Origin of the sequence: Curtobacterium sp. MCLR17_044 (genome assembly GCF_003234435.1) — a bacterium.
Lineage (GTDB): Bacteria > Actinomycetota > Actinomycetes > Actinomycetales > Microbacteriaceae > Curtobacterium > Curtobacterium flaccumfaciens.
The window spans coordinates 91,312-113,518 of the sequence record NZ_QKTC01000006.1 but is presented as its reverse complement, the minus strand read 5'-3'; the positions used below and the strand labels follow the sequence as shown (position 1 = coordinate 113,518).

Annotated in this window: 22 protein-coding genes; 5 read left to right on the top strand and 17 right to left on the bottom strand. The window is 69.7% G+C overall.

The window, feature by feature from the left end; genetic code table 11:
* Positions 1-41: 41 nt before the first annotated feature.
* Together DEJ04_RS05795 and DEJ04_RS05790 are read right to left on the bottom strand one after the other, a co-directional pair.
* Complete coding sequence (locus DEJ04_RS05795; RefSeq protein ID WP_111028990.1) at positions 42-1,493, bottom strand: cation:proton antiporter; 1,452 nt, start codon at positions 1,491-1,493, stop codon at positions 42-44.
* 3 nt (positions 1,494-1,496) lie between these two features.
* Entirely contained in the window at positions 1,497-2,027 is a 531-nt protein-coding gene (locus DEJ04_RS05790; RefSeq protein WP_017885470.1) for a cation:proton antiporter regulatory subunit, read from the bottom strand.
* 75 nt (positions 2,028-2,102) lie between these two features.
* On the opposite strand from DEJ04_RS05790, the gene DEJ04_RS05785 reads away from it, so the two are divergent.
* Complete coding sequence (locus tag DEJ04_RS05785) at positions 2,103-2,606, top strand: hypothetical protein (RefSeq protein ID WP_146248647.1); 504 nt, start codon at positions 2,103-2,105, stop codon at positions 2,604-2,606.
* A gap of 70 nt (positions 2,607-2,676) precedes the next feature.
* Here the strand turns inward: DEJ04_RS05785 and DEJ04_RS05780 are convergent, their stop codons facing one another.
* The 7 genes from DEJ04_RS05780 to DEJ04_RS05750 all read right to left on the bottom strand — a co-directional run bounded on the left by DEJ04_RS05780 (position 2,677) and on the right by DEJ04_RS05750 (position 10,241).
* Positions 2,677-4,563, bottom strand: a complete 1,887-nt coding sequence (locus tag DEJ04_RS05780) for a glycerol-3-phosphate dehydrogenase/oxidase (RefSeq protein ID WP_111046484.1) — start codon at positions 4,561-4,563, stop codon at positions 2,677-2,679.
* A 62-nt stretch (positions 4,564-4,625) separates the two neighbouring features.
* Complete coding sequence (locus DEJ04_RS05775; protein WP_027466694.1) at positions 4,626-5,744, bottom strand: GuaB3 family IMP dehydrogenase-related protein; 1,119 nt, start codon at positions 5,742-5,744, stop codon at positions 4,626-4,628.
* Between the two features lie 164 nt (positions 5,745-5,908).
* Positions 5,909-6,100, bottom strand: a complete 192-nt coding sequence (locus tag DEJ04_RS05770) for a hypothetical protein (RefSeq protein ID WP_027466695.1) — start codon at positions 6,098-6,100, stop codon at positions 5,909-5,911.
* 145 nt (positions 6,101-6,245) lie between these two features.
* Positions 6,246-7,052, bottom strand: a complete 807-nt coding sequence (locus tag DEJ04_RS05765; protein WP_027466696.1) for an ABC transporter ATP-binding protein — start codon at positions 7,050-7,052, stop codon at positions 6,246-6,248.
* Positions 7,049-7,939, bottom strand: coding sequence for an ABC transporter ATP-binding protein (locus tag DEJ04_RS05760; RefSeq protein WP_027466697.1), 891 nt, complete (start codon positions 7,937-7,939; stop codon positions 7,049-7,051). The genes DEJ04_RS05765 and DEJ04_RS05760 overlap by 4 nt, the downstream gene beginning before the upstream one ends.
* Positions 7,932-8,918 carry a branched-chain amino acid ABC transporter permease gene (locus DEJ04_RS05755; RefSeq protein WP_027466698.1) on the bottom strand — a complete coding sequence of 329 codons (987 nt, stop codon included), beginning with the start codon at positions 8,916-8,918 and terminating at the stop codon, positions 7,932-7,934. Before DEJ04_RS05755 ends, DEJ04_RS05760 begins: the two co-directional genes overlap by 8 nt.
* A gap of 12 nt (positions 8,919-8,930) precedes the next feature.
* Positions 8,931-10,241, bottom strand: a complete 1,311-nt coding sequence (locus DEJ04_RS05750; RefSeq protein ID WP_111038505.1) for a branched-chain amino acid ABC transporter permease — start codon at positions 10,239-10,241, stop codon at positions 8,931-8,933.
* Positions 10,242-10,567: 326 nt separating this feature from the next.
* Here DEJ04_RS05750 and guaB point away from each other — a divergent pair, with 326 nt between their 5' ends.
* Positions 10,568-12,070: an IMP dehydrogenase gene (gene guaB, locus DEJ04_RS05745; protein ID WP_071404638.1), complete on the top strand. Its 1,503-nt coding sequence runs from the start codon at positions 10,568-10,570 to the stop codon at positions 12,068-12,070.
* 75 nt (positions 12,071-12,145) lie between these two features.
* Entirely contained in the window at positions 12,146-12,547 is a 402-nt protein-coding gene (locus DEJ04_RS05740) for a VOC family protein (protein ID WP_111046483.1), read from the top strand.
* Between the two features lie 52 nt (positions 12,548-12,599).
* Here the strand turns inward: DEJ04_RS05740 and DEJ04_RS05735 are convergent, their stop codons facing one another.
* Entirely contained in the window at positions 12,600-13,400 is an 801-nt protein-coding gene (locus tag DEJ04_RS05735) for an SDR family oxidoreductase (RefSeq protein ID WP_111046520.1), read from the bottom strand.
* A gap of 262 nt (positions 13,401-13,662) precedes the next feature.
* Between DEJ04_RS05735 and DEJ04_RS05730 the strand changes: the two genes are divergently transcribed.
* Complete coding sequence (locus tag DEJ04_RS05730) at positions 13,663-14,991, top strand: ABC transporter substrate-binding protein (RefSeq protein WP_071404636.1); 1,329 nt, start codon at positions 13,663-13,665, stop codon at positions 14,989-14,991.
* A 158-nt stretch (positions 14,992-15,149) separates the two neighbouring features.
* Here the strand turns inward: DEJ04_RS05730 and rarD are convergent, their stop codons facing one another.
* Both rarD and groES read right to left on the bottom strand, forming a co-directional pair.
* Complete coding sequence (gene rarD, locus DEJ04_RS05725) at positions 15,150-16,112, bottom strand: EamA family transporter RarD (protein WP_071406138.1); 963 nt, start codon at positions 16,110-16,112, stop codon at positions 15,150-15,152.
* A gap of 163 nt (positions 16,113-16,275) precedes the next feature.
* Positions 16,276-16,572: a co-chaperone GroES gene (groES, locus tag DEJ04_RS05720; protein WP_017885484.1), complete on the bottom strand. Its 297-nt coding sequence runs from the start codon at positions 16,570-16,572 to the stop codon at positions 16,276-16,278.
* Between the two features lie 160 nt (positions 16,573-16,732).
* Here groES and DEJ04_RS05715 point away from each other — a divergent pair, with 160 nt between their 5' ends.
* Entirely contained in the window at positions 16,733-17,935 is a 1,203-nt protein-coding gene (locus tag DEJ04_RS05715) for a class I SAM-dependent methyltransferase (RefSeq protein ID WP_111046482.1), read from the top strand.
* A 51-nt stretch (positions 17,936-17,986) separates the two neighbouring features.
* Here the strand turns inward: DEJ04_RS05715 and DEJ04_RS05710 are convergent, their stop codons facing one another.
* The 5 genes from DEJ04_RS05710 to DEJ04_RS05690 form a co-directional block, all read right to left on the bottom strand.
* On the bottom strand, positions 17,987-18,754 hold the full coding sequence (locus tag DEJ04_RS05710; RefSeq protein ID WP_111046481.1) for a DUF4190 domain-containing protein: 768 nt from the start codon (positions 18,752-18,754) through the stop codon (positions 17,987-17,989).
* An 86-nt stretch (positions 18,755-18,840) separates the two neighbouring features.
* A complete protein-coding gene (gene tsaD / locus DEJ04_RS05705; RefSeq protein WP_111023300.1) occupies positions 18,841-19,896 on the bottom strand; it encodes a tRNA (adenosine(37)-N6)-threonylcarbamoyltransferase complex transferase subunit TsaD in 1,056 nt (351 codons plus the stop codon).
* Entirely contained in the window at positions 19,883-20,428 is a 546-nt protein-coding gene (gene rimI, locus DEJ04_RS05700) for a ribosomal protein S18-alanine N-acetyltransferase (RefSeq protein ID WP_111046480.1), read from the bottom strand. The genes tsaD and rimI overlap by 14 nt, the downstream gene beginning before the upstream one ends.
* Positions 20,425-21,060 carry a tRNA (adenosine(37)-N6)-threonylcarbamoyltransferase complex dimerization subunit type 1 TsaB gene (gene tsaB / locus DEJ04_RS05695; RefSeq protein WP_111046479.1) on the bottom strand — a complete coding sequence of 212 codons (636 nt, stop codon included), beginning with the start codon at positions 21,058-21,060 and terminating at the stop codon, positions 20,425-20,427. The genes rimI and tsaB overlap by 4 nt, the downstream gene beginning before the upstream one ends.
* 31 nt (positions 21,061-21,091) lie before the next feature.
* A complete protein-coding gene (locus DEJ04_RS05690) occupies positions 21,092-22,138 on the bottom strand; it encodes a Fic family protein (protein WP_258371320.1) in 1,047 nt (348 codons plus the stop codon).
* Positions 22,139-22,207: the final 69 nt, after the last annotated feature.

Here is a 22,207-nt window from a genome sequence, read left to right as displayed (position 1 = left end):
CGCGATCCACCTCGGTCGTCGGGCAACGGCCCACATCTGTATCAGTACTCCGGATCGCGCTGTCGGACCGGGCGCTCGGGGCGCTCGGCGGGGATCTCGACCGGCGACGTCACGGGGGCGGACGTCGGGTCGGACCCCTCATTGTCTCGCTCGTCCCTGCCAGCTGCCTCGACGAGCGCGAACTCCTCGGCGAACTGGCGGTCCCGCTCGGCCTTCCGCGCCGCGGCGGTCGCGTCCGCCTCGGCCTCGGCCGCTTCGGCGCTCTCGGCAGCGGCTGCGGCGGCGACGGCACGTCGGCCGCCCAGGCGTCCGCGCAGGCGGATGAGCCGGCCCGGACGCACCACGAGGCGGCCGATCCGGTCCGAGTTCACCGCGAGCAGCGGCCCGAGGACGGCCATGCAGAGGACGTAGAGGCCCGCGAAGGCGGTGATCCGCGCCTCCAGCCCGGCGGCAGCCGACAGCGTCGCGAGGATCAGCGCGAACTCGCCACGGTTCACCAGGATGACGGCGGTGTTGATGCCCTGCTGGACGTTGAAGCCGTTCATCCGCGCGACGATCTGGCCGGCGACCGCGTTGAGCACGACCGTCATGCCGATGGCGCCGAGGACGGGCCAGAGCACCTCGCCGAAGGTGGACAGGTCGAGGCCGAGGCCGAAGTTCACGAAGAAGAACGCGGCGAAGACGTCGCGCATCGGCAGGGCGAGCTGTTCGATGCGGTCGCGGTACCGGGTCGCCCCGCAGAGCAGGCCGATGACGAAGGCACCGATGGCGTCGGTCACGCCGAGCAGGTCGCCGATGCCACCGAACATGACCGCGAGTCCGAAGAACAGCACCGTGAACAGTTCGTCGTCACGGGTGGCGAAGATCTTCGAGACCCACTTGCCCGCGAAGCGCGCGAGCGTGAACATCACGATGAGGAACCCGAACGCGAGTGCCAGCTTGCCGACGACGGCCCAGACGTTGGTGTCGCCGGACAGCACGACGGAGACGATCGCCAGGTAGACGGCGATGAAGACGTCCTCGATCACGGTCACGCCGAGGATCATCGGGGTCTCGTCGTTCGCCAGGCGCCGGAGCTCGATGAGGAGCTTCGTCACGATGGCGCTCGACGACGTCGCCGTCATGCCCGCGATGATCAGGGCTTCACGGGTGCCCCAGCCGAGCGAGAACCCGAAGGCGAACCCCACGCCCATGTTGATGACGACGTAGGTGCCGCCCGACACCAGGAGCTTGCCGGCGTTGCCGTAGAACTCCTCTTGGTCGAACTCGAGCCCGAGGTTGAACAGCAGCAGGATCAGCCCGAACGTCGCGATGAGCTCGATCGTGTGGGACTCGACGCTCAGCCCGAACCACGGCGTGTTCGGACTCGCGACGAGTCCGACCACCATGTAGATCGGGATGGCCGGCAGACCGATGGTCTTGCCGAGCCGGCCCAGGACGTAGGCGATGACGAAGAGCACACCGATGGTGAGCAGCTCACCACCCAGGTGCATGCGCTAGCTCTTCCGCGGGGCCTCGGCCGAGGCGGCCGCAAGCTCTCCGCTGCGGTAGAAGGAGAACGCCTTGGCGACCTTCTCGGGGGATCCGGCGACGACGATCGTGTCTCCGGGGAAGACGACGAAGTCCGACGAGGGCGCCGGGTTGGCGCTGTCGCCACGGACCACTGCGACGACGGTCAGGCCGATGAAGCCGGAGTCGTGCAGGTCGCCGAGGGGCTTGCCCGCGATGGCGTCGTCGTAGTCGACGGAGAACCAGTCGATGGACAATCCAGGGATCTCGTCGAGCTTGTCGAGGCCCTCGGTGATCCGGGTGCCGCCGAGGAGTTCGGCGAGCGTGTGCGCTTCGTCTTCGCTGAGACGCAGCGAGACCTTCTCGGACTTGTCCGCGCCGTCGGAGACGTCGGCGAACGAGATGAGGTCGGAGTGCCCCGACCGGTGCGTGATGACACCGCACTTGCCACCGTCGTCGGTGTAGAAGCTGTGCAGCACGCCGACTCCGGGGAGTTTGACGCGATGGACGTCGACCATGATGGCTCCCTCTTCGAGTACCCCCATGCTAACCACCCGGTGACCCCGCGCATTCCTCCCGCTACTGTTCTGTGGATGGGGAGAACACGGATCGTCGTGGCCGTCGTCGGGGTGCTGGTCGTGACGCTGTACGCGGCCTTGCTCGCGGTGCAGCAACTCGTGCTGGATCCGCTCGCGGCGGTGCCGGGCACCTCGCTGGACGCGATCCACGCGCACCTCGAGGGGCAGGGGTTCGACGTCCGCGGTGACGTCGTCGCCGTCCTCGTCACCGCGGCGATCGGTGTCGCGCTGGCGCTCGTGGTCGCGACGGTGACGCTCTGGCGGCGCGTGGAACCGCACTTCGTCGTCGCCTGGATGCTCGGGATCATCGCGGCGGGTGCGGTCCCGTTCTTCGTCGCCGGCTTCCAACTCGGCATGGACATCGCCGACGGCTACGGGGTCAGCGGCGGCGCCCACACCGCCTGGGCCGGTGTCCTGTACGTCACGAGCCTGATCGCGCTGGTCGCGATCCCGGTGGTGATCGTGTTCGGCGAGCGGCGACGCGCCCTCCGGGCCACGTCGGGACCGGAGGTCGCCTGACGGACGCACCACGGGCCTCCAGTCCGGTCTGCTGGTCTGGAGGCCCGTGGTGCGTGCGCGACGCTGCTCGCTACTCCGGCTCGCTCGTCTTCTCGCCGACGACCTGCTCGTCGGACGCCTTCGCGCCCTCGGCGCCGTCCGAACGGCCGCCGCCCACGACCACGTCGTCCTCGTCGAAGCCGAACGCGATGTCCGGGGCCTCGAGCCGCACGCGGTCCGCGCTCTCGTCGTCGGGCTGCAGCTGCGACTCCCGTTCGGCGGCGACGCGCTTCAGGTAGTTCGCGACCTCGTGCTCGGTCGTCTCCTGGTCCCAGCCGAGCACGTCCGCCATGAGCTTCGCGGCGACGGGCGCTGCTGACTCGCCGCGGTCCCACGCCTCGATGGAGATGCGGGTGCGGCGGGCGAGGACGTCCTCCAGGTGCAGGGCGCCCTCGTGCGAGGCGGCGTAGACGACCTCGGCGCCGATGTAGTCATCGGCCCCCGGCAGCGGCTCGGCGAGTGCCGGGTCCTGCTCGACGAGCTGCAGCACCTCGGTCGCGAGGGTCCCGTACCGGTTGAGCAGGTGCTCGATGCGGACCTTGTGCACGTTGAAGCTCCGTGCGGTGCGGGCGCGTCGGTTCCACGCGGCGGGGTACCCCTCGGCGCCGAGGAGCGGGATGTCGTCGGTCGTCGACTCCGGGATCCTGCCGTCCATGGCCGCGACGGCCTCGTCGATGGCGTCCTTGCCCATCACCCGGTAGGTGGTCCACTTGCCGCCGGCGACCACGACGAGGCCCGGGACGGTGTGCGCGACGACGTGCTCGCGGCTGAGCTGCGAGGTCTGGTCGGACTCCCCCGCCAGCAGCGGGCGGAGGCCGGCGTAGACGCCCTCGACGTCCTCGCGGGTGAGCGGGACGGCGAGCACCTTGTTGACGTGCTCGAGGATGTAGTCGATGTCCGCCGCGGTCGCTGCCGGGTGCGCCTTGTCGAGGTACCAGTCGGTGTCGGTCGTGCCGACGAGCCAGTGCCGGCCCCACGGGATGACGAAGAGCACGCTCTTCTCGGTGCGCAGGATCATGCCCGTGTTCGACTGGAACCGGTCACGGGGGATGACGAGGTGGACGCCCTTCGACGCCCGCACCTTGAACTGGCCGCGGGTGCCGATCATCGCCTGGGTGTCGTCGGTCCAGACACCGGTGGCGTTGACGACCTGCTTCGCGCGGATCTCGAACCGTTCACCGGTCTGGATGTCGTGGGCCTGCGCGCCGACCACGCGCTCCCCGACCTTGATGAACCCCTCGATGCGGACGCGACTCGCTGCCTCGGCACCGTACGAGGCGGCGGTGCGCACGAGGGACGCGACGTAGCGCGCGTCGTCGACCTGGGCGTCGTAGTACGTCATGCCGCCGACGAAGGCGTCCTTCTTGAGCCCGGGCATGTTCCTGAGCACCTGCTTCCGGCTGAGGTGCCGGTGGTGCGGGACGCCGGGCGGACGGCCGCCGGACCAGCTGAACACGTCGTACATCGCCATGCCGATGCCGATGTAGAAGCGCTCCCAGACCCGGTGGTTGAGCGGGTAGAGGAAGCGCACGGGCTTCACCAGGTGCGGAGCGATGCGCTGCAGCAGCAGGCCGCGCTCGATGAGGGCCTCGCGGACGAGTGCGAAGTTGAGCTGCTCGAGGTAGCGGATGCCGCCGTGCACGAGCTTCGACGAACGGCTCGACGTCCCCGAGCCCCAGTCGCGGGCCTCGACGATGCCGACACTCAGGCCGCGGGTCACGGCGTCGAGCGCGCTGCCCGCACCGACGATCCCGCCGCCGACGACCAGGACGTCGAGCTCCTTGGTCTTCAGCGTCTCGATCGCGGCCGCACGTTCGTCCGGCCCGAGCTTCGCCGCGGGGTCGAACCCCACGCCGGGCGTGACGTCACGCGGACGTCCGGCCGTGCTGGTCTGCTTCGTCGTGCTGGACTTGGCCATCGTCGCCTCCGGGTCACGGTCGGCGCCGTGGCGTCACCCGCGTTCGTGCCCGGGTGCCACCGTCACTGGTGGTACGGCGCCACGACCACTTCTACTCGCTGGAACTCCTTGGCGTCGGAGTATCCGGTCGTCGCCATCGAGCGGCGGAGGGCACCGACCAGGTTCGCGCGGCCGTCGTGGGTCGGCGTCGGACCGTTCAGGACGTTCTCGAGCGGGGCGATCGTGCCCACCTCGACCCGGCGGCCGCGGGGCAGCTCGGGGTGGTGCGCCTCGGCACCCCAGTGGTAGCCGCCACCCGGGGCCTCGGTCGCACGGGCGAGCGCGGTGCCGAGCATGACGGCGTCGGCACCCACGGCGATGGCCTTGACGATGTCGCCCGCGGTGTCGAGCCCGCCGTCGGCGATGACGTGCACGTACCGGCCGCCCGACTCGTCGAGGTAGTCGCGACGGGCACCGGCGACGTCCGCGACGGCGGTGGCCATCGGGGCGTGGATCCCGAGCGCGGCGCGGGTGGTCGACGCTGCGCCGCCACCGAAGCCGACGAGCACACCGGCGGCACCGGTGCGCATGAGGTGCAGCGCCGACGTGTACGTCGAGGCACCGCCCACGATCACCGGGACGTCGAGCTCGTAGATGAACTTCTTGAGGTTGAGGGGTTCCTCGGTCTGGGAGACGTGCTCGGCGGAGACCGTGGTGCCGCGGATGACGAACAGGTCGACACCGGCGTCGACGACCGTCTTCGAGAACTCCTGGGTGCGCTGCGGGCTGAGCGAACCGGCGACCGGCACCCCGGCTGCGCGGATCTCGGCCAGGCGTGCGGTGATCAGCTCGGCCTTGATCGGCTCGGAGTAGATCTCCTGCATGCGCTTCGTGACGTTGCCGTCGGTGAGCGACTTGATCTCGTCGTAGTACGGGGTCGGGTCCTCGTAGCGGGTCCACAGACCTTCGAGGTCGAGCACACCGAGGATGCCGAGCTTGCCCATCTGGATGACCGTCGCCGGCGAGGACACGGAGTCCATCGGTGCCGACAGGATCGGCGACGCGAACGTGAACGCGTCGATCGACCACTGCACGCTGACGTCGCGCGGGTCACGCGTCCGCCTGGAGGGGACCACCGCGATGTCGTCGAACGCGTACGCCCGACGTCCGCGCTTGCCTGCACCGATCTCGACTTCGCTCACTCGGACAGCCTACCGGGCGGGCTCTGCGGCGTGCACGGGCCGGACGGTGCGGGCGGCGGGCAACCTCGCACCGTGCGATTCCCGCCGCGTACGGTGCGAGGTTCCGTGTCCGGTGCGAGGTCGCGAGGGTCGCACGACGTGCGGAACCTCGCACCACGCAACCGTCAGCGCGGACGCCGCGGGGCCCGTCGGCGCTTCCGGAGCGCCCGCAGCACGAAGCCGAGCAAGAGCGCGAGCACCACGAGGACGACGAGCAGCACGGCCGCGACCTTGACGAGCAGCGCCGCCCCGACGAAGAGCGCGATGAACACGAGCCAGACGAGGGCGTCGAGCACGAGGGGTCCGGAGGTGCGCACCCGCGGAACGATACCGACCCGCGCGGGGCGAGCCGCGCCTCCTGGCCGGGTACAGGAGTGGGGCCGTGCGGCGCGAAGCGACCACGCACGGCCCCACCCGTCACGGATACCACCCCCACAGCGGTACCCGTAGCCGACGACAGCGCTAGCGCTGTGCGTCGACGTCCTTGGCGAGCGTCCCCAGGTAGAGCTCGATGACCTTGGGGTCGTCAGCGAGTTCCTTCCCGGTGCCCGAGTACGCGTTCTTCCCCTGGTCGAGCACGTACCCACGATCGCAGATCTGCAGACAGCGTCGCGCGTTCTGCTCCACCATGATGATCGACACACCGGCCTTGTTGATCCGGCGGGTCCGCAGGAACGTCTCGTCCTGACGCACGGGGGACAGTCCGGCGCTCGGCTCGTCGAGCAGCAGCACCTTCGGGTCCATCATCAGCGCACGGGCCATCGCGACGGACTGCCGCTCACCACCCGAGAGCGATCCGGCCCGCTGGTTCCGCCGCTGCGCGAGGACCGGGAACAGGTCGTAGATGACCTCAAGGCGCTCGGCGAACTTCCGGGGCCGCAGGTACAGCCCCATCTGGAGGTTCTCCTCGATGGACAGCGAGGGGAACACGTTGTTCGTCTGCGGCACGAAGCCGACACCGGCCTGCACGAGCTTGTTCGCCTTGAGGTTCGTGATGTCGTCACCCTGCAGGGTCACCGAACCCTCGCGGATGGACACGAGCCCGAACAGCGCCTTGAGGAGCGTCGACTTCCCCGCACCGTTCGGCCCGATGATGCCGATGAGCTCGCCCGGGTAGCAGTCCAGGTCGCAGCCGTTCAGGATGTTCACGCCCGGCAGGTAGCCGGCAACGAGGTTCTTCGCGCTGAGCACCGGCTCGCGTTCCAGCGTGGCCGCCGGGGACGGACTGGAGGCACTGCTCGCGTTCGTGGGGTCCGTTGCGTCCGTCATCGGGTCGTCTCCTCTGCTGCGTCCTCTTCGGCGACTTCCTCCGCCAGTTCCTCGAAGGTCTCCTCGGTGAGGAGCGAGTCGTCACCCAGGTCGGTGTCGTGGTGCGCACCGAGGTAGGCGTCGATCACGGCCTGGTCGTCCATCACCGTGTCCGCCGGGCCCTCGGCCACGACCTTGCCCTCGGCCATCACGACCACCCAGTCCGAGATGTGCCGGACCATGTGCATGTCGTGCTCGACGAAGAGCACGGTCATGCCGTCGTCGCGCAGGGACTGGATGTGCCCGAGGAGCGACTGGGTGAGCGCGGGGTTCACGCCGGCCATCGGCTCGTCGAGCATGATCATCGTCGGGTCGGACATCAGCGCCCGGGCCATCTCGAGCAGCTTGCGCTGCCCGCCGGACAACGAACCGGCGTAGTCGTCTGCCTTGGTGTCGAGCTTGAACCGGGCGAGGAGGTCCTCGGCCTTGGCCGTGATCTCGCGCTCGCGCTTCGCCCACACCGGCTTGACCAGGGCGGCGAAGAAGTTCTCGCCGGGCTGGTCGCGAGCACCGAGGAGCATGTTCTGCATCACGGTGAGCCGCGACAGCGCCTTGGTCAGCTGGAAGGTGCGGACCATGCCCTTGTTCGCGATGTGCGTCGCGCTCGTCTTCTGCAGCGTGGCGCCGTTGAACTGCGTCTTCGCTCCGGGGCTCGGCTTGTCGAACCCGGTGAGCAGGTTGAAGAACGTGGTCTTGCCGGCGCCGTTCGGGCCGATCAGGGCCGTGATGGAGCCGCGCTGGACCTCGAGGTGGTCGACGTCCACGGCGGTCATGCCCCCGAACCGGCGGGTGACGTCGTCGACGGTGAGGATCGGGTCGGCCTTGGGGTGGCCGTAGGTCTCAGACACTGAACGTCAGCTCCTTCTTGTTGCCGAGCAAACCCTGTGGACGGAACACGATGAGCAGCATGAGCGCGACGCCGACGAGCACGTACGAGAACTGCTCGGCCTGCTGAGCGTTCATGATCGAGTCGGGGATGAAGTCGCCGGCCAGCGTGCGGATGAAGAGCCGGACGACGAAGAAGAGCACGGCTCCGAGCACCGGTCCGAACACCGTCGCCGCACCACCGAGGATGAGCGCCGTCCAGATGAAGAACGTCATCGAGCGGCCCATGGCGTCCGGTTGCACCGAACTCGGCAGCACGTAGATGATGCCCGCGATCGCACCGAGCGCCCCACCGAACACGAGCGCCTGCATCTTGTACGAGTAGACGTTCTTGCCGAGCGAGCGGACGGCGTCCTCGTCCTCGCGGATGGCCTTCACCACGCGGCCCCACGGGCTGCGCATGAGCAGGAAGAGCACCAGGGTGAACAGGGCGACCATGGCCCACGCCGCGATGCGGATCCACCAGCCGTTGACGCCGTTGTTCGCGTACGTGAACCACAGGATCGTGGTGGTGCCGTCGGGCAGCGGGCTGAGGGCGGTGAACGGGTCGCGGTAGCTCGACCCGGTGATGCCGTTCGAGCCACCCGTGGTCGAGGTGAGCAGGCTCGAGCGGCCCACCATGCGGATGATCTCGGCGCCGGAGATCGTGACGATCGCCAGGTAGTCGCCGCGCAACCGCAGGGTCGGGATGCCGAGGATGATCGCGAACACGATCGCGACGAGCAGGGCGATGAGGACCGCCATCACGAACGGCAGTCCGTTGGTGATCGAGATCGCGAAGCCGTAGGCGCCGAGCAGCAGGAACGCCGCCTGGCCCATGTTCACGAGGCCGGTGAGCCCGAAGTGCACGTTCAGGCCGATCGCGGCCAGCGCGAACGCCGCCGTGGTCGGGGCGAGTGCCTCCTGGGTGAGCGAGGACAGCAGGTTGAGGATGTAGTCCATGCGCGTGCTCCCTTAGCCGATCCGCTCGGCGCGGCCGAAGATGCCCTGCGGCCGGAACAGCAGGATGAGGATGAGGATGACGAGGGCGGTGGCGTACTTGAAGTCACCGGGGAGCACCAGGTTCGTGAGCTCCACGACGACGCCGATGATCATCGAGCCGACCAGGGCGCCGTACGCGGTGCCGAGGCCACCGAGCGTGACCGAGGCGAACATGAGCAGGAGCAGCTGGAGCCCGGTCTGCCAGTTCACGCCGTTCAGGACGAGTCCGAGCATCACACCGGAGAGTCCCGCGAGGCCGGCGGCGAGCGTCCACACGAAGCGGATCACCCGGTCGACGTCGATGCCGGAGGCCGCGGCGAGCGCCGGGTTGTCCGACACGGCGCGGGTCGCCCGGCCGAAGCGCGTCTTCGCCAGGAAGAGCCCGGTCGCGACGAGGACCACGAGCGCGATCCCCATGGCGACGTAGGACTGCACCGTCAGGGTGACGCCGGCGAACCGCACGGTCTCCGGGTTGCCCTGCTGGATGCGGACCGTCGAGGCTCCGAAGAAGTACTGGAACGCGTACTGGGCGGCGATCGACAGACCGATCGTCACGATCATGAGCTGCGTCAGGCTGATGCGCCGTCGCCGGAGCGGCCGCCAGATCGCGGCGTCCTGCAGGTACCCGGTCGCGGCGCACAACAGCGTGACGACGATGCCGGTGACCCAGATGTTCCAGCCGAGCTGGTTGGCGAACACGTACGCCAGCAGACCGCCGAGGGTGACCTGCTCACCGTGCGAGAAGCTCGACAACCCCGTCGTGCCGTAGATGAGCGAGAGCCCGATGGACGCCAGGGCGATGAGCAGCCCGAGCCGGAGCCCGGAGGCGAACTGCTGCCAGGCCCGCTGGATGCTCACACCCGACGAGTCCGTCGAGGTCGTGGCGCCCTTCTGGTCGGACAGCTGGAAGATCTGCCCGACGTTGGCGTTCAGGGTGGCCTGCACCTTGCGCTCGGCGTCGGCGGCGTTCGTCAGGTACTGGCCCTTCGGCAGGGTGCCCTGGTCGACGCTCACGGTGTACTCGCCGGCCGTGTCGACGCTGACGGACCAGCGGCCGTCGTCGTTCGTCGTGGCCGTCTGGTCGAAGCCGCTCGGGCCGGTCACGTCGACGTCGACGCCCTCGGCCGGTTCACGCTCGGAGTCGGTGATCGTGCCCTGGATGCACCCGTTGTCGGGGCTGACGGTGCACGCCTGGCTGGTGGCCGGTGCCGAGGTGGCACTGAAGGCCGGCAGGGTGACCGCCCAGTCGATCAGGAAGGTCGCCAGGAACGCGGCGACGAGCACGGCCGCGAGGACCGGTCGTCGTCGTGCGTGGCGGAGGCGGAACAGGCGCGGCTGCGCCCGTCCCGGAGGAGTGATGGATCCCACGGAAGAGCCTCTCGTTCGGATGACGAGGAACCTATGGGGATTTTGTGACACCCGTGTTTCCAACACGTTCCCTGTGTGATTCGTACCCGAACTGTGACGTTGTGGAGGAACGCTGCGAGGCGGGCGCGATCCGTGCCTCCAGGCGGAATGCGGCGACAGCCGCTCGCGTTACCATGTCCTATCCGGAACCCGTCGTCGTGTTCCCGGTGTCTCGACACTTCACTCGCCCACGAAGGGGACCCATGGACCAGCCGGATCCGTTCGGATTCATCGGACTCACGTACGACGACGTCATGCTGCTGCCCGGGCACACCGACGTCATCCCGAGCGAGGCGTCCACGGCGTCCCGGCTCACCAAGCGGATCTCCGTCAACGTCCCGCTGCTCTCCGCCGCGATGGACACCGTCACCGAAGCCCGCATGGCCATCGCCATGGCGCGCCAGGGCGGCATCGGGATCCTGCACCGCAACCTGTCCATCGAGGACCAGGCTGCCTACGTCGACAAGGTCAAGCGCTCCGAGTCGGGCATGATCACCAACCCGGTGACCACCACCCCGGACGCCACCGTGGCCGAGGTCGACGCGCTCTGCGGCCAGTTCCGCGTCTCCGGCCTGCCGGTCGTCGAGCAGGACGGCACCCTCGTCGGCATCATCACGAATCGCGACATGCGCTTCGTGGCCACGTTCGAGCAGGCCACCACGTACGTGCGCGACGTGATGACGAAGGCCCCGCTGATCACCGCGATGGAGGGCATCGACCCCGAAGAGGCGATCGCCATCTTCGCGCAGCACAAGATCGAGAAGCTGCCGCTGGTCGACGCCGACGGCAAGCTCCGCGGCCTCATCACCGTCAAGGACTTCGACAAGAGCGAGCAGTACCCCGACGCCACGAAGGACGACGAGGGCCGGCTCCGCGTCGGTGCCGCGATCGGCTTCTTCGGCGACGCCTGGCAGCGTGCCGAGGCCCTGCGTGACGCCGGCGTCGACGTGCTCGTCGTCGACACCGCCAACGGTGAGAGCGAAGGCGTGCTCGACATGGTCCGCCGCCTCAAGGCCGACCCGACGTTCGACGCGATCGACGTCATCGGCGGCAACGTCGCCACCCGCGCGGGTGCCCAGGCGCTCATCGACGCCGGTGTGGACGCCGTCAAGGTCGGTGTCGGCCCGGGCTCCATCTGCACCACGCGCGTCGTCGCCGGTGTCGGTGTGCCGCAGGTGACCGCCGTGTACGAGGCCTCCCTCGCCGCACGCGAAGCCGGTGTGCCGATCATCGCCGACGGTGGCCTGCAGTACTCGGGCGACATCGCGAAGGCCCTGGTGGCCGGTGCCGACACCGTCATGCTCGGCTCGCTGCTCGCCGGCACCGACGAGTCCCCCGGTGACCTGGTGTTCGTGGGTGGCAAGCAGTTCAAGGCGTACCGCGGCATGGGGTCACTCGGGGCCCTGCAGACCCGCGGCAAGAAGACCTCGTACTCGAAGGACCGCTACTTCCAGGCGGACGTGCCGAACGACGACAAGCTCATCCCCGAGGGCATCGAGGGCCAGGTGCCCTACCGCGGTTCGGTCGGCAACGTCGTCTACCAGCTCACCGGTGGGCTGCGGCAGTCGATGTTCTACGTCGGCGGTCGCACGATCCCCGAGCTGAAGGCCCGTGGCAAGTTCGTCCGCATCACGGCGGCGGGGCTCAAGGAGTCCCACCCGCACGACGTCCAGATGGTCGTCGAGGCACCGAACTACCGCAGCTAGACAGCGTTCGACAGCACGCCTCCGTTCCCCTGTGGAGCGGGGGCGTGCTGCATTCCCCGGCGGTAGTGTCGCCGCATGGTCAGCGCCGTCTCACACACCACGATCGACTCCCGCGACGCCTACGCCCAGTCCGAGTGGTGGAAGCAGGTGCTCGGGTACGTCGATCTGCCCGACGACCCGAACGCGCCCGGGCACGAGGAGTGCGAGATCACGGCACCCGACCGGTCGCACACCGTGCTCTTCATCCAGGTGCCCGAGGGGAAGACCGTGAAGAACCGGATCCACTTCGACCTGCGCCCCACCGACCGCACCCGCGACGAAGAGGTCGAGCGGCTCCGCGGCATCGGTGCCGTGGAGCTCGCCGACCTGCGCCACCCGGACGGCGGATGGGTGGTCTTCGCCGACCCGGAGGGCAACGAGTTCTGCGTCCTGCGGTCCCAGGCCGAACTCGACGAAGAAGCCGCCATGCAGAGCTGACCGACCCGGCGACCGGCCGGCTGGCCGGACCGCCGGACCGCCGGCCGAGCTCCTACGCCGAACGCCAGTCGTTCGACGTGATGTGCGAGCCGCCGTGCGGGCCCATCTGCAGCATCCCGCCGTCCACCGGCAGGGACACCCCGGTGATGTAGGACGACGCCCGCGAGGCCAGGAACGCCACGGCTGCCGCGATCTCCCACGCGTTGCCCGGACGGCCGAGCGGCACACCGGGGCGGTCGATGGTGTGCGGGTCCTCGTCCTCGGCGCCGGTCATCCGGGTGGCGATCTCGCCGGGGGCGACGGCGTTCACGGTGATGCCGTGTTCGGCGAGCTCGATCGCCATGGTCTTCAGCAGGCCGCCGAGCCCGTGCTTCGCGGCGTCGTAGGCGCTCGAGCCGTAGCGGGGCTGGTGCTCGTGCACGCTCGTGATGCCGATGATCCGGCCGCCGGCGCCGGCCTGCACCATGTGCTTCGCGGCGGCCTGCATCGTGACGAAGGCCCCGTCGAGGTCGGTCGACACCGTGTGGCGCCACTGGTCGAGGGTCATCTCGAGGAACGGGGCGTTGTCGCCGGTGCCGGCGTCGGCCACGAAGACGTCGACGCCACCCAGCTGCGAGACGAGGCGGTCGACGACGGCTGCCGCCCCGGCGAGGTCGGAGACGTCGATCTGCTCGACGAAGGCACGACGGCCGGTCTTCCGGACCTCCTCCGCGGTCTCCTCGGCACGGTCGGGTTCGGACAGGTAGGTGATGCCGATGTCCATGCCGGCTTCGGCGAGCGCGACGGCGGTCGCACGGCCGATCCCGGATTCGGAACCGGTGACGATGGCTGTGGTGGGCTGGAAGTCGCTCATGCGGCGGAACGTACGCCGGGCCTCCCGGGCGCCCTGCCGGACCATCCGCTTGGCGCAGGTCGGGTCGTCACGCCGGCACCGTCGTTCCTGCACCGATCCCTGTCCCTGCGCACAGGAACGTCACGGCTCGGTAACGAAACACCTTTGCGTACCGCCCCGTCACACGGGCGAAACACATGGACCCTACGTTTCTCGACATCCAGTGGAGGCGTCGCATTCACCCGAAGCGGCACGGCCTCCGCGCAGAGAAAGGGCTCCACGGATGATCAGAACCACCCGTGCCACCGCGGCACTGGCGTTGGCGGGCGCAGCAGCCGTCCTCCTCGCCGCGTGTTCCACCACCGGCAGTGCTTCCCCCTCGAGCTCGGCGTCGAGCGATGCGAAGAAGGATCCCGCCGCCAGCTGCAAGGCCCCGGACACCCCCGGTACGGACGCGCTGAAGATCGGCACGATCCTGCCCCTGACCGGTTCGCTGGCCTACCTCAACCCGCCTGCGGAGTCCGGTGTCGGCCTGGCCGTCAAGGACATCAACGCCGCGGGCGGCGTCCTCGACAAGGACGTCACGATCGACCCGGCGACCGACTCCGGTGACAGCAACGACATGACCGTGTCGAGCTCCGCCGCGACGAAGCTCGTCAACGCGAAGGTGCCGGTCGCGATCGGCGCCGAGTCCTCGTCCGTGACGCTGAACGTCATCGACCAGCTGACGAGCAACTGCATCGTCGAGATCTCGCCCGCGAACACCGCGACCGACCTCTCCGGCTACTCGTCGTACTACTACCGGACCGCACCGCCGGACTCGGTGCAGGGTTCCGCGCTCGGCCAGCTCGTGACCGGTGACGGCAACGCGAAGGTCGCCTTCCTGGTCTTCAACGACACGTACGGCACCGGTCTCCGCAACTCGGTGCAGGCTGCGGTCGAGGCGTCGGGCGGCCAGGTCGTCTACGGCGGCAAGGGTGAGGGCCAGGAGTTCCCGCCCGGCCAGACCACGTTCTCGTCCGAGGTGACCGCGGCCCTGGCCGCGAAGCCCGACGCGATCGTCGTCCTCGCCTTCGACGAGACGAAGTCGATCATCCCGGAGCTCGTGTCGCAGGGCAACGAGGCGAAGATCTACATGTCCGACGGCAACACGGCGGACTACTCGAAGGACTTCGACAAGGGCACCCTGACCGGCGCCCAGGGCACCATCCCCGGTGCCTCGCCGAAGGACGACTTCAAGAAGCAGCTCGCTGCGTTCTACAAGGACTCGTCGGGCAAGACGCTCGCCGACTACTCGTACGCGGCGGAGTCCTACGACGCCACCGTCCTCGCCGCCCTGGCCGCGGTGAAGGGCAAGGGCACCGACTCCGGCACGATCCAGGCCAACATGGCTGCGGTGTCGGGTGCTGACGGCGGCACGGAGTGCGCCACGTTCAAGGAGTGCAAGACGCTCCTGGACGACGGCAAGGACATCCACTACACCGGCCCGTCCGGCATCGGTCCGTTCGACGAGAACAACGACCCGTCGGCCGCCTACATCGGCATCTACAAGTTCGACGGCGACAACAAGCCCGTCTACCAGAGCGCCATCCAGGGTGCGGTGAAGAAGTAGGGCGCAGCCCAGCACCGCTCGCGAAAGCGACAGGCCCCCACGGAACTTCCGTGGGGGCCTGTCGCTTTCACGTCGGTGACCGGGATGCGCGGCAGGGCAGGGTCCGTCGCCGCAGCAGGACGGACCGACGGGCGGCCTGGAGGCCCGTGGTGCGTCCGTCAGACCGGCTCGGCCTGGGTGGGTGCGAGCGCCCGGCGACGGGACGCCCGCGCCGCGGCGAACGAATCCGCCGTCAGCACCACGAGCGCGAGCCACACGATGCCGAAGCCGAACCAGCGTCCGGCCGACATCTCCTCGTGCTGCACGAGCACCCCGACGAGCAGCTGCATCACGGGCGCCAGGTACTGGGTCAGCCCGAGCGTCGACAGGCTCACCCGGCGTGCCGACGACGCGAAGAGCAGCAGCGGCACCGCGGTCGCCGGCCCGGTCAGCACCGTGATCACCGCGTGCCCCCAGCCCTCGCTCGTGAACGTCACACCGCCACCGAGCCCGGTCACACCGAGCACCACCAGCGCCACGACCGCGATCGGCAGCAGCCACACGGTCTCGATCGTCAGGCCGCTCAGGGCGTCCACGGTGCCGCCGACCCGCTTCTTCACCAGGCCGTACAGTCCGAACGAGAACGCCAGGGCCAGCGAGATCCACGGCATCTGCCCGTAGCCGATCGCGATGACGACGACCGCCACGACGCTCAGCCCGACGGCTGCCCACTGCGCCGGACGCAGGCGTTCGCGCAGGACCACGACGCCGAGCGCGATCGTGACGAGCGGGTTGATGAAGTAGCCGAGCGCGGCCTCGACGGTGTGGCCGGTGGTCGTCGCGAGGACGTAGACGGTCCAGTTGACCAGGATCAGGACGGCGGCGAGCCCCATGACGAGCATCACGCGGCGCTGGGCCATCAGGGTCCGGGTGCGGAGCCACGACCGGGTCACCGCGATCGCCACCGCGCAGAACACCAGGCCGAAGACGATCCGCCACGACACGATCTCGAACGCCGCCGCGGGGGCCATGGCCGCGAAGAGCAGGGGCATCAGTCCCCAGAGCCCGTACGCCACGATCGCCTGCACCACGCCGACGGATGCCTCGCTGCGGACGGGTCGCGCCGGACTCGGTTCACTCACGGAACCATCCTAGGAACGACCGCCGACGCGTGGGACGCGCACCGGGCCTCCAGGCGGGGTGCGCGGGCTGATCAGGACCGGCGCACCCGGGTGACCGGCCCCGGACGCACGAACGCCCCGTCGGCCCGAAGGCCGGACGGGGCGTCCGCGGTGAGTACTCGACTCAGTGAACGATGACCGCGAGGACATCGCGGGCCGACAGGACCAGCAGGTCCTCGCCCGAGTACTTGACCTCGGTTCCGCCGTACTTGGAGTAGATGACCTTGTCACCCACGGCGACGTCGAGCGGGACGCGGTTGCCGTTGTCGTCGATGCGACCCGGACCCACGGCGACGACCTCGCCCTCCTGGGGCTTCTCCTTCGCGGTGTCGGGGATGACCAGACCGGAAGCGGTGGTCTGCTCCGCCTCGACCTGGCGGATGACGATGCGATCCTCGAGCGGCTTGATGCTGACGGCCACGGTGACCTCTTCTTTCTCGGTACGGACTCGGTACAGATGAAAACCGGGTTGGCACTTCGCACAGGAGAGTGCCAACGCCAACTCTAGGGGGCCTCTGGCACTCGGTCAATCCGAGTGCCAGCACATCCGGAGAACACGCAGCACCTGCGAGGATTAACGCATGGACGCCGCCGAACTCACCGCACTGCTGACCCCCGACGGGATGGCCCTGCTCGACCGTACCCCGGGTGTCTCCGACGGTGGCGAGATCGTCCGCGTGGTGTCCCGGCTGCGCGCCGAGGGACACGATCCCCGACTGGTCGCCGCGGTGCTGACCCAGGCGAAACTGCGGCTGAAGGCCCGCGGCAAGTTCGGCGACTTCGCCTCCCGCATGCTCTTCACCGAGGCCGGGCTCGAGCAGGCCACCCGGCTGCAGGTCGCGGCCCAGCACGCCGGACGCTTCGCGGCGGCCGGCCTCACCCGGGTCGCCGACCTCGGCTGCGGCATCGGCGGGGACGCCATGGCGATGGCGGCGCTCGACCTCGACGTCACCGCCGTCGACCGTGATGAGGTGACGGCGGCCGTCGCGACCCACAACCTCGCGGTGTGGCCGAACGCGCGGGTGGAGCTCGGTGATGCCGCGTCCTTCGACCTGTCCGCGGTGGACGGCGTGTGGATGGACCCCGCACGACGCACCTCCGGCCATTCGGACACCCGTCGCCTCGCCGACCCCGACGACTGGTCCCCCTCGCTCGACACCGTGTTCGCCGCGGCGACGACGACGCCGACCGGCGTGAAGCTCGGACCGGGCATCGACCGCGACCTGATCCCGGACACCGCCGAGGCGCAGTGGACCTCCGTCGACCGCGAGGTCGTGGAGCTCGCCCTGTGGTTCGGCCCCCTCGCCCGCCCCGGGATCCGCCGCGCTGCGACCGTCATCGGTGCACACGGCATCGCCGAGATGACCGGAGCGGCCGACGCCGACGACGCCGAGGTCGGACCGCTCGGTGCCTACCTGTACGAGCCCGACGGCGCCGTGATCCGCGCACGGCTGATCGGCGACCTGGCACGGGGCCTCGACGGGCACATGCTGTCCGAGGGCATCGCCTACGTCACGTCCGACCGCGCCGCCACGACCCCCTTCGCGCAGGGCTTCCGGGTGCTCGACACGATGCCGCTCGACGTCAAGCGACTGGCCGCACGGCTCGCCGCCGACGGCATCGGCACCGTCGAGATCAAGAAGCGCGGCGTCGACGTCGACCCGGCGCAGTTCCGCAAGCGGCTGCGGTTGCGCGGATCGGGTCGCGTCACGCTCGTGCTCACCCGCCTGGAGGGACGCCACACGGCGATCCTGTGCGAGCGGCTCACCGACACGGTCGGCTGACGGCCGGGGGCCGCGTGCGGTGCTGCGAGCGCGTCAGCGTCGGCGTCAGCGTCAGTTGACGAAGGCGCCGGAGTTCGAGCTGTAGTCGGAGTAGTCGGAGTAGTCCGACGCGTTCGCGATCGAGATCCACACCAGGGCGACGATCAGGATGAACAGGCCCGTCAGGATCCAGCCACCGATGATGCCGGCGAGCGCCAGGCCGCGGCCACCCTCACCGGTCTGCTTGATCTTGCCGAGGGCGATGTGGCCCATGATCGCGCCGGCCGGGCTCGTCAGGATGATGATCGGCCAGATGATGATGCCGCCGAACGCGAAGACGATCGACAGGATCGACAGGACGTTCGTCTTCGGGCGCTGTGCGTAGGGCTGGTACGTGTACGGGTTCGACGCGTAGGGCTGCTGCTGCGGCTGCGCGTACGGGTTCTGCTGCTGGCCGTACGGGTTCTGCGGGGCGCCGTAGGCATTCTGCTGCTGCGGAGCCGCGTACGGGTTCTGCTGCTGCGGGGCCGCGTACGGGTTCGACGAGGCCTGCGGTGCCGCGTACGGATTCTGCTGCTGACCGTACGGGTTCGACTGCTGCTGCTGCTGCCCGTACGGGTTCTGCGGCTGCTGCGGAGCACCGTACGGGTTCTGCTGCTGCGGGGCCGCGTACGGGTCCTGCTGCTGGCCGTACGGGTTCTGGGGCGCTTCCGGGGCCGACGGCGCCTGCGGTGCGTCAGGAGCCTGCGGGGCGTCCGGGGCGGGCGTGCCGTCGGGCTGTCCGTTCGCCGGGCCGTTCGGCGTCTCGCCCGGCTTCGGCCACTCGTTCTGATCGGACACCGTCCACCCCTCTCGGGCGTCCGGTCTCTCCGACGCCCGTGTGAATCCTCCCACAGGCTCCCGAAGAAGAACCGGGGCCGAACTGGTCAGACCTGGACGGTCGTCACCGGCAGGGTCGAGTCCGCCGCGATGCCGAGGTCGCTCGGCGCGTGCCCCTCGGCCACGAGTCGGGCACCGACGGCGGCGATCATCGCGCCGTTGTCCGTGCACAGGTCGAACGGCGGGATCCGGAGCCGCACGCCCGCGGCCGCGCAGCGCTCCTCGGCGACCTGTCGCAGTCGGGCGTTCGCGACGACCCCGCCACCGAGCAGCAGCCGGTCGACGCCGGTGTCGCGGCACGCGTTCAGGGCCTTGGTCAGCAGGACGTCGACGACGGCCTCGCGGAAGCTCGCGGCGACGTCGGCCACCGGCACCTCGCGGCCCTCGTCGCGGCAGCGCTCGACCCACCGTGCGACGGCGGTCTTGAGCCCTGAGAACGAGAAGTCGTACCGGTGCGCGGCCATGTCCTTCGGCAGCGTCAGTCCCCGGGGGAACCGAATCGCCGTCGGGTCGCCCTCGGCCGCGGCACGGTCGATCTGCGGGCCGCCGGGGTAGGGCAGTCCGAGCAGCCGCGCGACCTTGTCGAACGCCTCGCCCGCCGCGTCGTCGATCGTCTCGCCGAGCAGTTCGACGTCGCCCACCAGGTCCCGCACCAGCAGCAGCGACGTGTGGCCACCGGAGACCAGCAGCGCGATCGTCGGCAGCTCGATCTCGCTGCCGTCCTCGCGCAGCACGTCGGCGCCGACGTGCCCGACCAGGTGGTTCACGCCGTACAGGGGCTTGCCGGTGGCCACGGCGAGCGCCTTCGCGGCTCCCACCCCGACCATGAGCGCCCCCGCCAAGCCCGGCCCGGCGGTCACCGCGACGGCGTCGAGTTCGTCGAGGGTGACGCCGGCACGCTCGAGCGCCTCGTGCAGCGTCGGGGTCATCGCCTCCAGGTGGGCCCGTGCGGCGACCTCGGGCACGACTCCGCCGTAGCGCGCGTGCTCGTCCATGCTCGAGGCGATCACGTTCGCGAGCAGGGTGCTCCCCCGCACGATGCCGACGCCCGTCTCGTCGCAGCTCGTCTCGATGCCGAGCACCAGTGGTTCAGTCGCGCTCACCGAGGGCCTCCTGTCCGATGGGTCCGACGTCGGAAGACCGCTCGGCGTCCGGGCCGGGCAGTTCCGCCCGCATCACCCACGCGTCGACGCCGTCCGGTTGGTAGTAGCGCGGCCGGGTCGCGATGTGCTCGAACCCGAACGCCGTGTACATCGCCTGCGCGACGGGGTTGTCCGCGCGCACCTCGAGGAACACCTCGCGCACACCGCGGCGCCGCGCCTCGTCGAGCAGCTCCGTGAACAGGACCCGCCCGAGCCCCTTGCCGCGCTGGTCCGCGGCGACGGCGATGGTCTGCACGTCGGCGACCGGGTTGCCCGCGAGCGACGAGAGCCCGGCGTACCCGACGACCACCGGCGCGGACGTGTCGTCGGCCGTCTCGATCACGACGTAGTACCCGTGCGGTGAGTACAGCTCGCCGGACATCTGCGACGCTGACCAGGCGTCCGTCGGGAACGAGACGTGCTCGAGCCACATGATGTCGTCGAGGTCCTGCGGGTGTGCTCGCCGCAGGCGGAGCCCGTCCGGCAGGGTCACTGCTTCACCCGCTTCGGCGCACCCGGCACCGTGACGTCGGGGTCGCGCAGGTACAGGGGCGTGTCCTGGTCGAACGCCGCACCGGACGCGAGCCGGTCCGCGGCGAGCGAGCCGAGCCTCCAGGCCGGGATGGACGCGACCGTCACGCGGTCCCAGCCCACCGCTGCGGGCCGGGAGGCGCGGATCGCGTCGTCGAGATCGGCGGGCTTGGCGAGTCCGGGGCCGGCCACGCGGACGCCGTCGGCGTCGTAGGCGCTCCAGTAGACCTCGCGGCGGCGGGCGTCCGTGAGGACGACGAACGGACCGGCGGCGCCCGAATCGCGCTGGTCGAGGGCGACGGCGTCGTGGCTGACGAGGGGCAGGACGGGGACGCCGCGGGCTGCGGCGAAGGTGCGGGCGGCAGCGATGCCGACCCGCAGGCCGGTGAAGGGGCCCGGGCCCATGCCGGCGACGACGCCGGTGACGTCGGCTCCGGTGATGCCAGCCTCGGCGAGGGTCTCGGCGAGGAACGGACCGATCACCTCGGCGTGCCGGCGGCTGTCCTCGGTGTCGCGGGTCGCGAGGGCCTGGCCGGTGGCCGGGTCGACGACGGCGACGGAGGTCCCGGCGGAGGTGTCGATCGCGAGCAGCACCCGTCCATCGTAGGCGGGGCGGGGCAAGGAGTCAGTCCTCGTCGAGGCTGCCAGCGACCGCGTTCCAGATCTCGTCGGCACGCCAGCGCTCGCGACCGCCTCTGCCCGCTCGCCCGAGCGACCGGAGCCAGCCGTACTCCTCGGCTCGACGGAGCAACGCGGATGCCGTCGGCTGTGACACGCCGAGCGCCCTCCGGACCGACGCCACCGTGAGGACGGGGTTCTTGAAGATCACGTCGACGAGCCCGGGGAGCGCCGAACGCTCCGTCCGCGCAGCGAGGCGGTATCGCTCGCGGATCTCCACGAGCTTCCGGATCCGCTCGGCGCTGTCATTCGCTCGGACGGTCACCGCCTCGGCGAAGAACTGGATCCACTCGTTGACCTCTCCGCGCTCCCGAACGGCCTGCAACCGCTCGTAGTACTCGGTTCGGTGTTGTTCGAAGTACCCCGAGATGTGCAAGATCGGCGCGGGCAGGATGCCGTCTGCGATCAGCGAGAACCCGATCAGGAGGCGCCCGATCCGACCATTGCCGTCGAGGAACGGGTGGATCGTCTCGAACTGGTAGTGCATCAGAGCGCACTTCACCGTGACCGACATCGACTCCAGTGGTGCGTTGACGAAACGCTCCCAGTCGTCAAGGGTCTCGGGAAGGTGGTCCTGGTGCGGCGGGATGAACCGGGCAGTCTCCGGTCGAGCGTTCGGAGATCCGATCCACACTGGTGAGCGACGAAGCTCACCGGGCGACTTCTCGTCTCCACGGACCTCCCGCATCAGGGTCTCGTGGAGCGAACAGATGAACCGTTGGGTGATGGGGAGATCTGCGAGGAGCGCCACTCCCTCGCGGGCGGCCCGGAGGTAGTTGTCCACCTCGCGGAGATCCTCGTCGAGGATCTCGTCGTCGTTCTCGACGCTGAGCACATCGCTCAGTGACGCCTGGGTCCCCTCGATGCGCGAACTCGCCAGCGCCTCCTGCGCCATGGACGGGCCGAGCAGGAGTTCTGGTTCCTGGATGAGCTGCCCGAGCCCGGCGAGCCGACCGATCGCGATGTCCGCGCGGGACACTGCGGCGTTCGTCATCGGCTCGAGGACGAGCTCACGTGGTAACGGCGCGGGCAAGAAGTAGGCGTGCGGCCACTCGGACAACGG

Excerpts from the sequence above, each read along its gene's own strand:
- DEJ04_RS05795 (WP_111028990.1), bottom strand. The coding sequence starts at position 1,493 with ATGCACCTGGGTGGTGAGCTGCTCACCATCGGTGTGCTCTTCGTCATC.
- DEJ04_RS05790 (WP_017885470.1), bottom strand. The coding sequence starts at position 2,027 with ATGGTCGACGTCCATCGCGTCAAACTCCCCGGAGTCGGCGTGCTGCAC.
- DEJ04_RS05785 (WP_146248647.1), top strand. The coding sequence starts at position 2,103 with ATGGGGAGAACACGGATCGTCGTGGCCGTCGTCGGGGTGCTGGTCGTG.
- DEJ04_RS05780 (WP_111046484.1), bottom strand. The coding sequence starts at position 4,563 with ATGGCCAAGTCCAGCACGACGAAGCAGACCAGCACGGCCGGACGTCCG.
- DEJ04_RS05765 (WP_027466696.1), bottom strand. The coding sequence starts at position 7,052 with ATGACGGACGCAACGGACCCCACGAACGCGAGCAGTGCCTCCAGTCCG.
- DEJ04_RS05755 (WP_027466698.1), bottom strand. The coding sequence starts at position 8,918 with ATGGACTACATCCTCAACCTGCTGTCCTCGCTCACCCAGGAGGCACTC.
- guaB (WP_071404638.1), top strand. The coding sequence starts at position 10,568 with ATGGACCAGCCGGATCCGTTCGGATTCATCGGACTCACGTACGACGAC.
- DEJ04_RS05740 (WP_111046483.1), top strand. The coding sequence starts at position 12,146 with ATGGTCAGCGCCGTCTCACACACCACGATCGACTCCCGCGACGCCTAC.
- DEJ04_RS05735 (WP_111046520.1), bottom strand. The coding sequence starts at position 13,400 with ATGAGCGACTTCCAGCCCACCACAGCCATCGTCACCGGTTCCGAATCC.
- DEJ04_RS05730 (WP_071404636.1), top strand. The coding sequence starts at position 13,663 with ATGATCAGAACCACCCGTGCCACCGCGGCACTGGCGTTGGCGGGCGCA.
- DEJ04_RS05715 (WP_111046482.1), top strand. The coding sequence starts at position 16,733 with ATGGACGCCGCCGAACTCACCGCACTGCTGACCCCCGACGGGATGGCC.
- DEJ04_RS05690 (WP_258371320.1), bottom strand. The coding sequence starts at position 22,138 with ATGACGAACGCCGCAGTGTCCCGCGCGGACATCGCGATCGGTCGGCTC.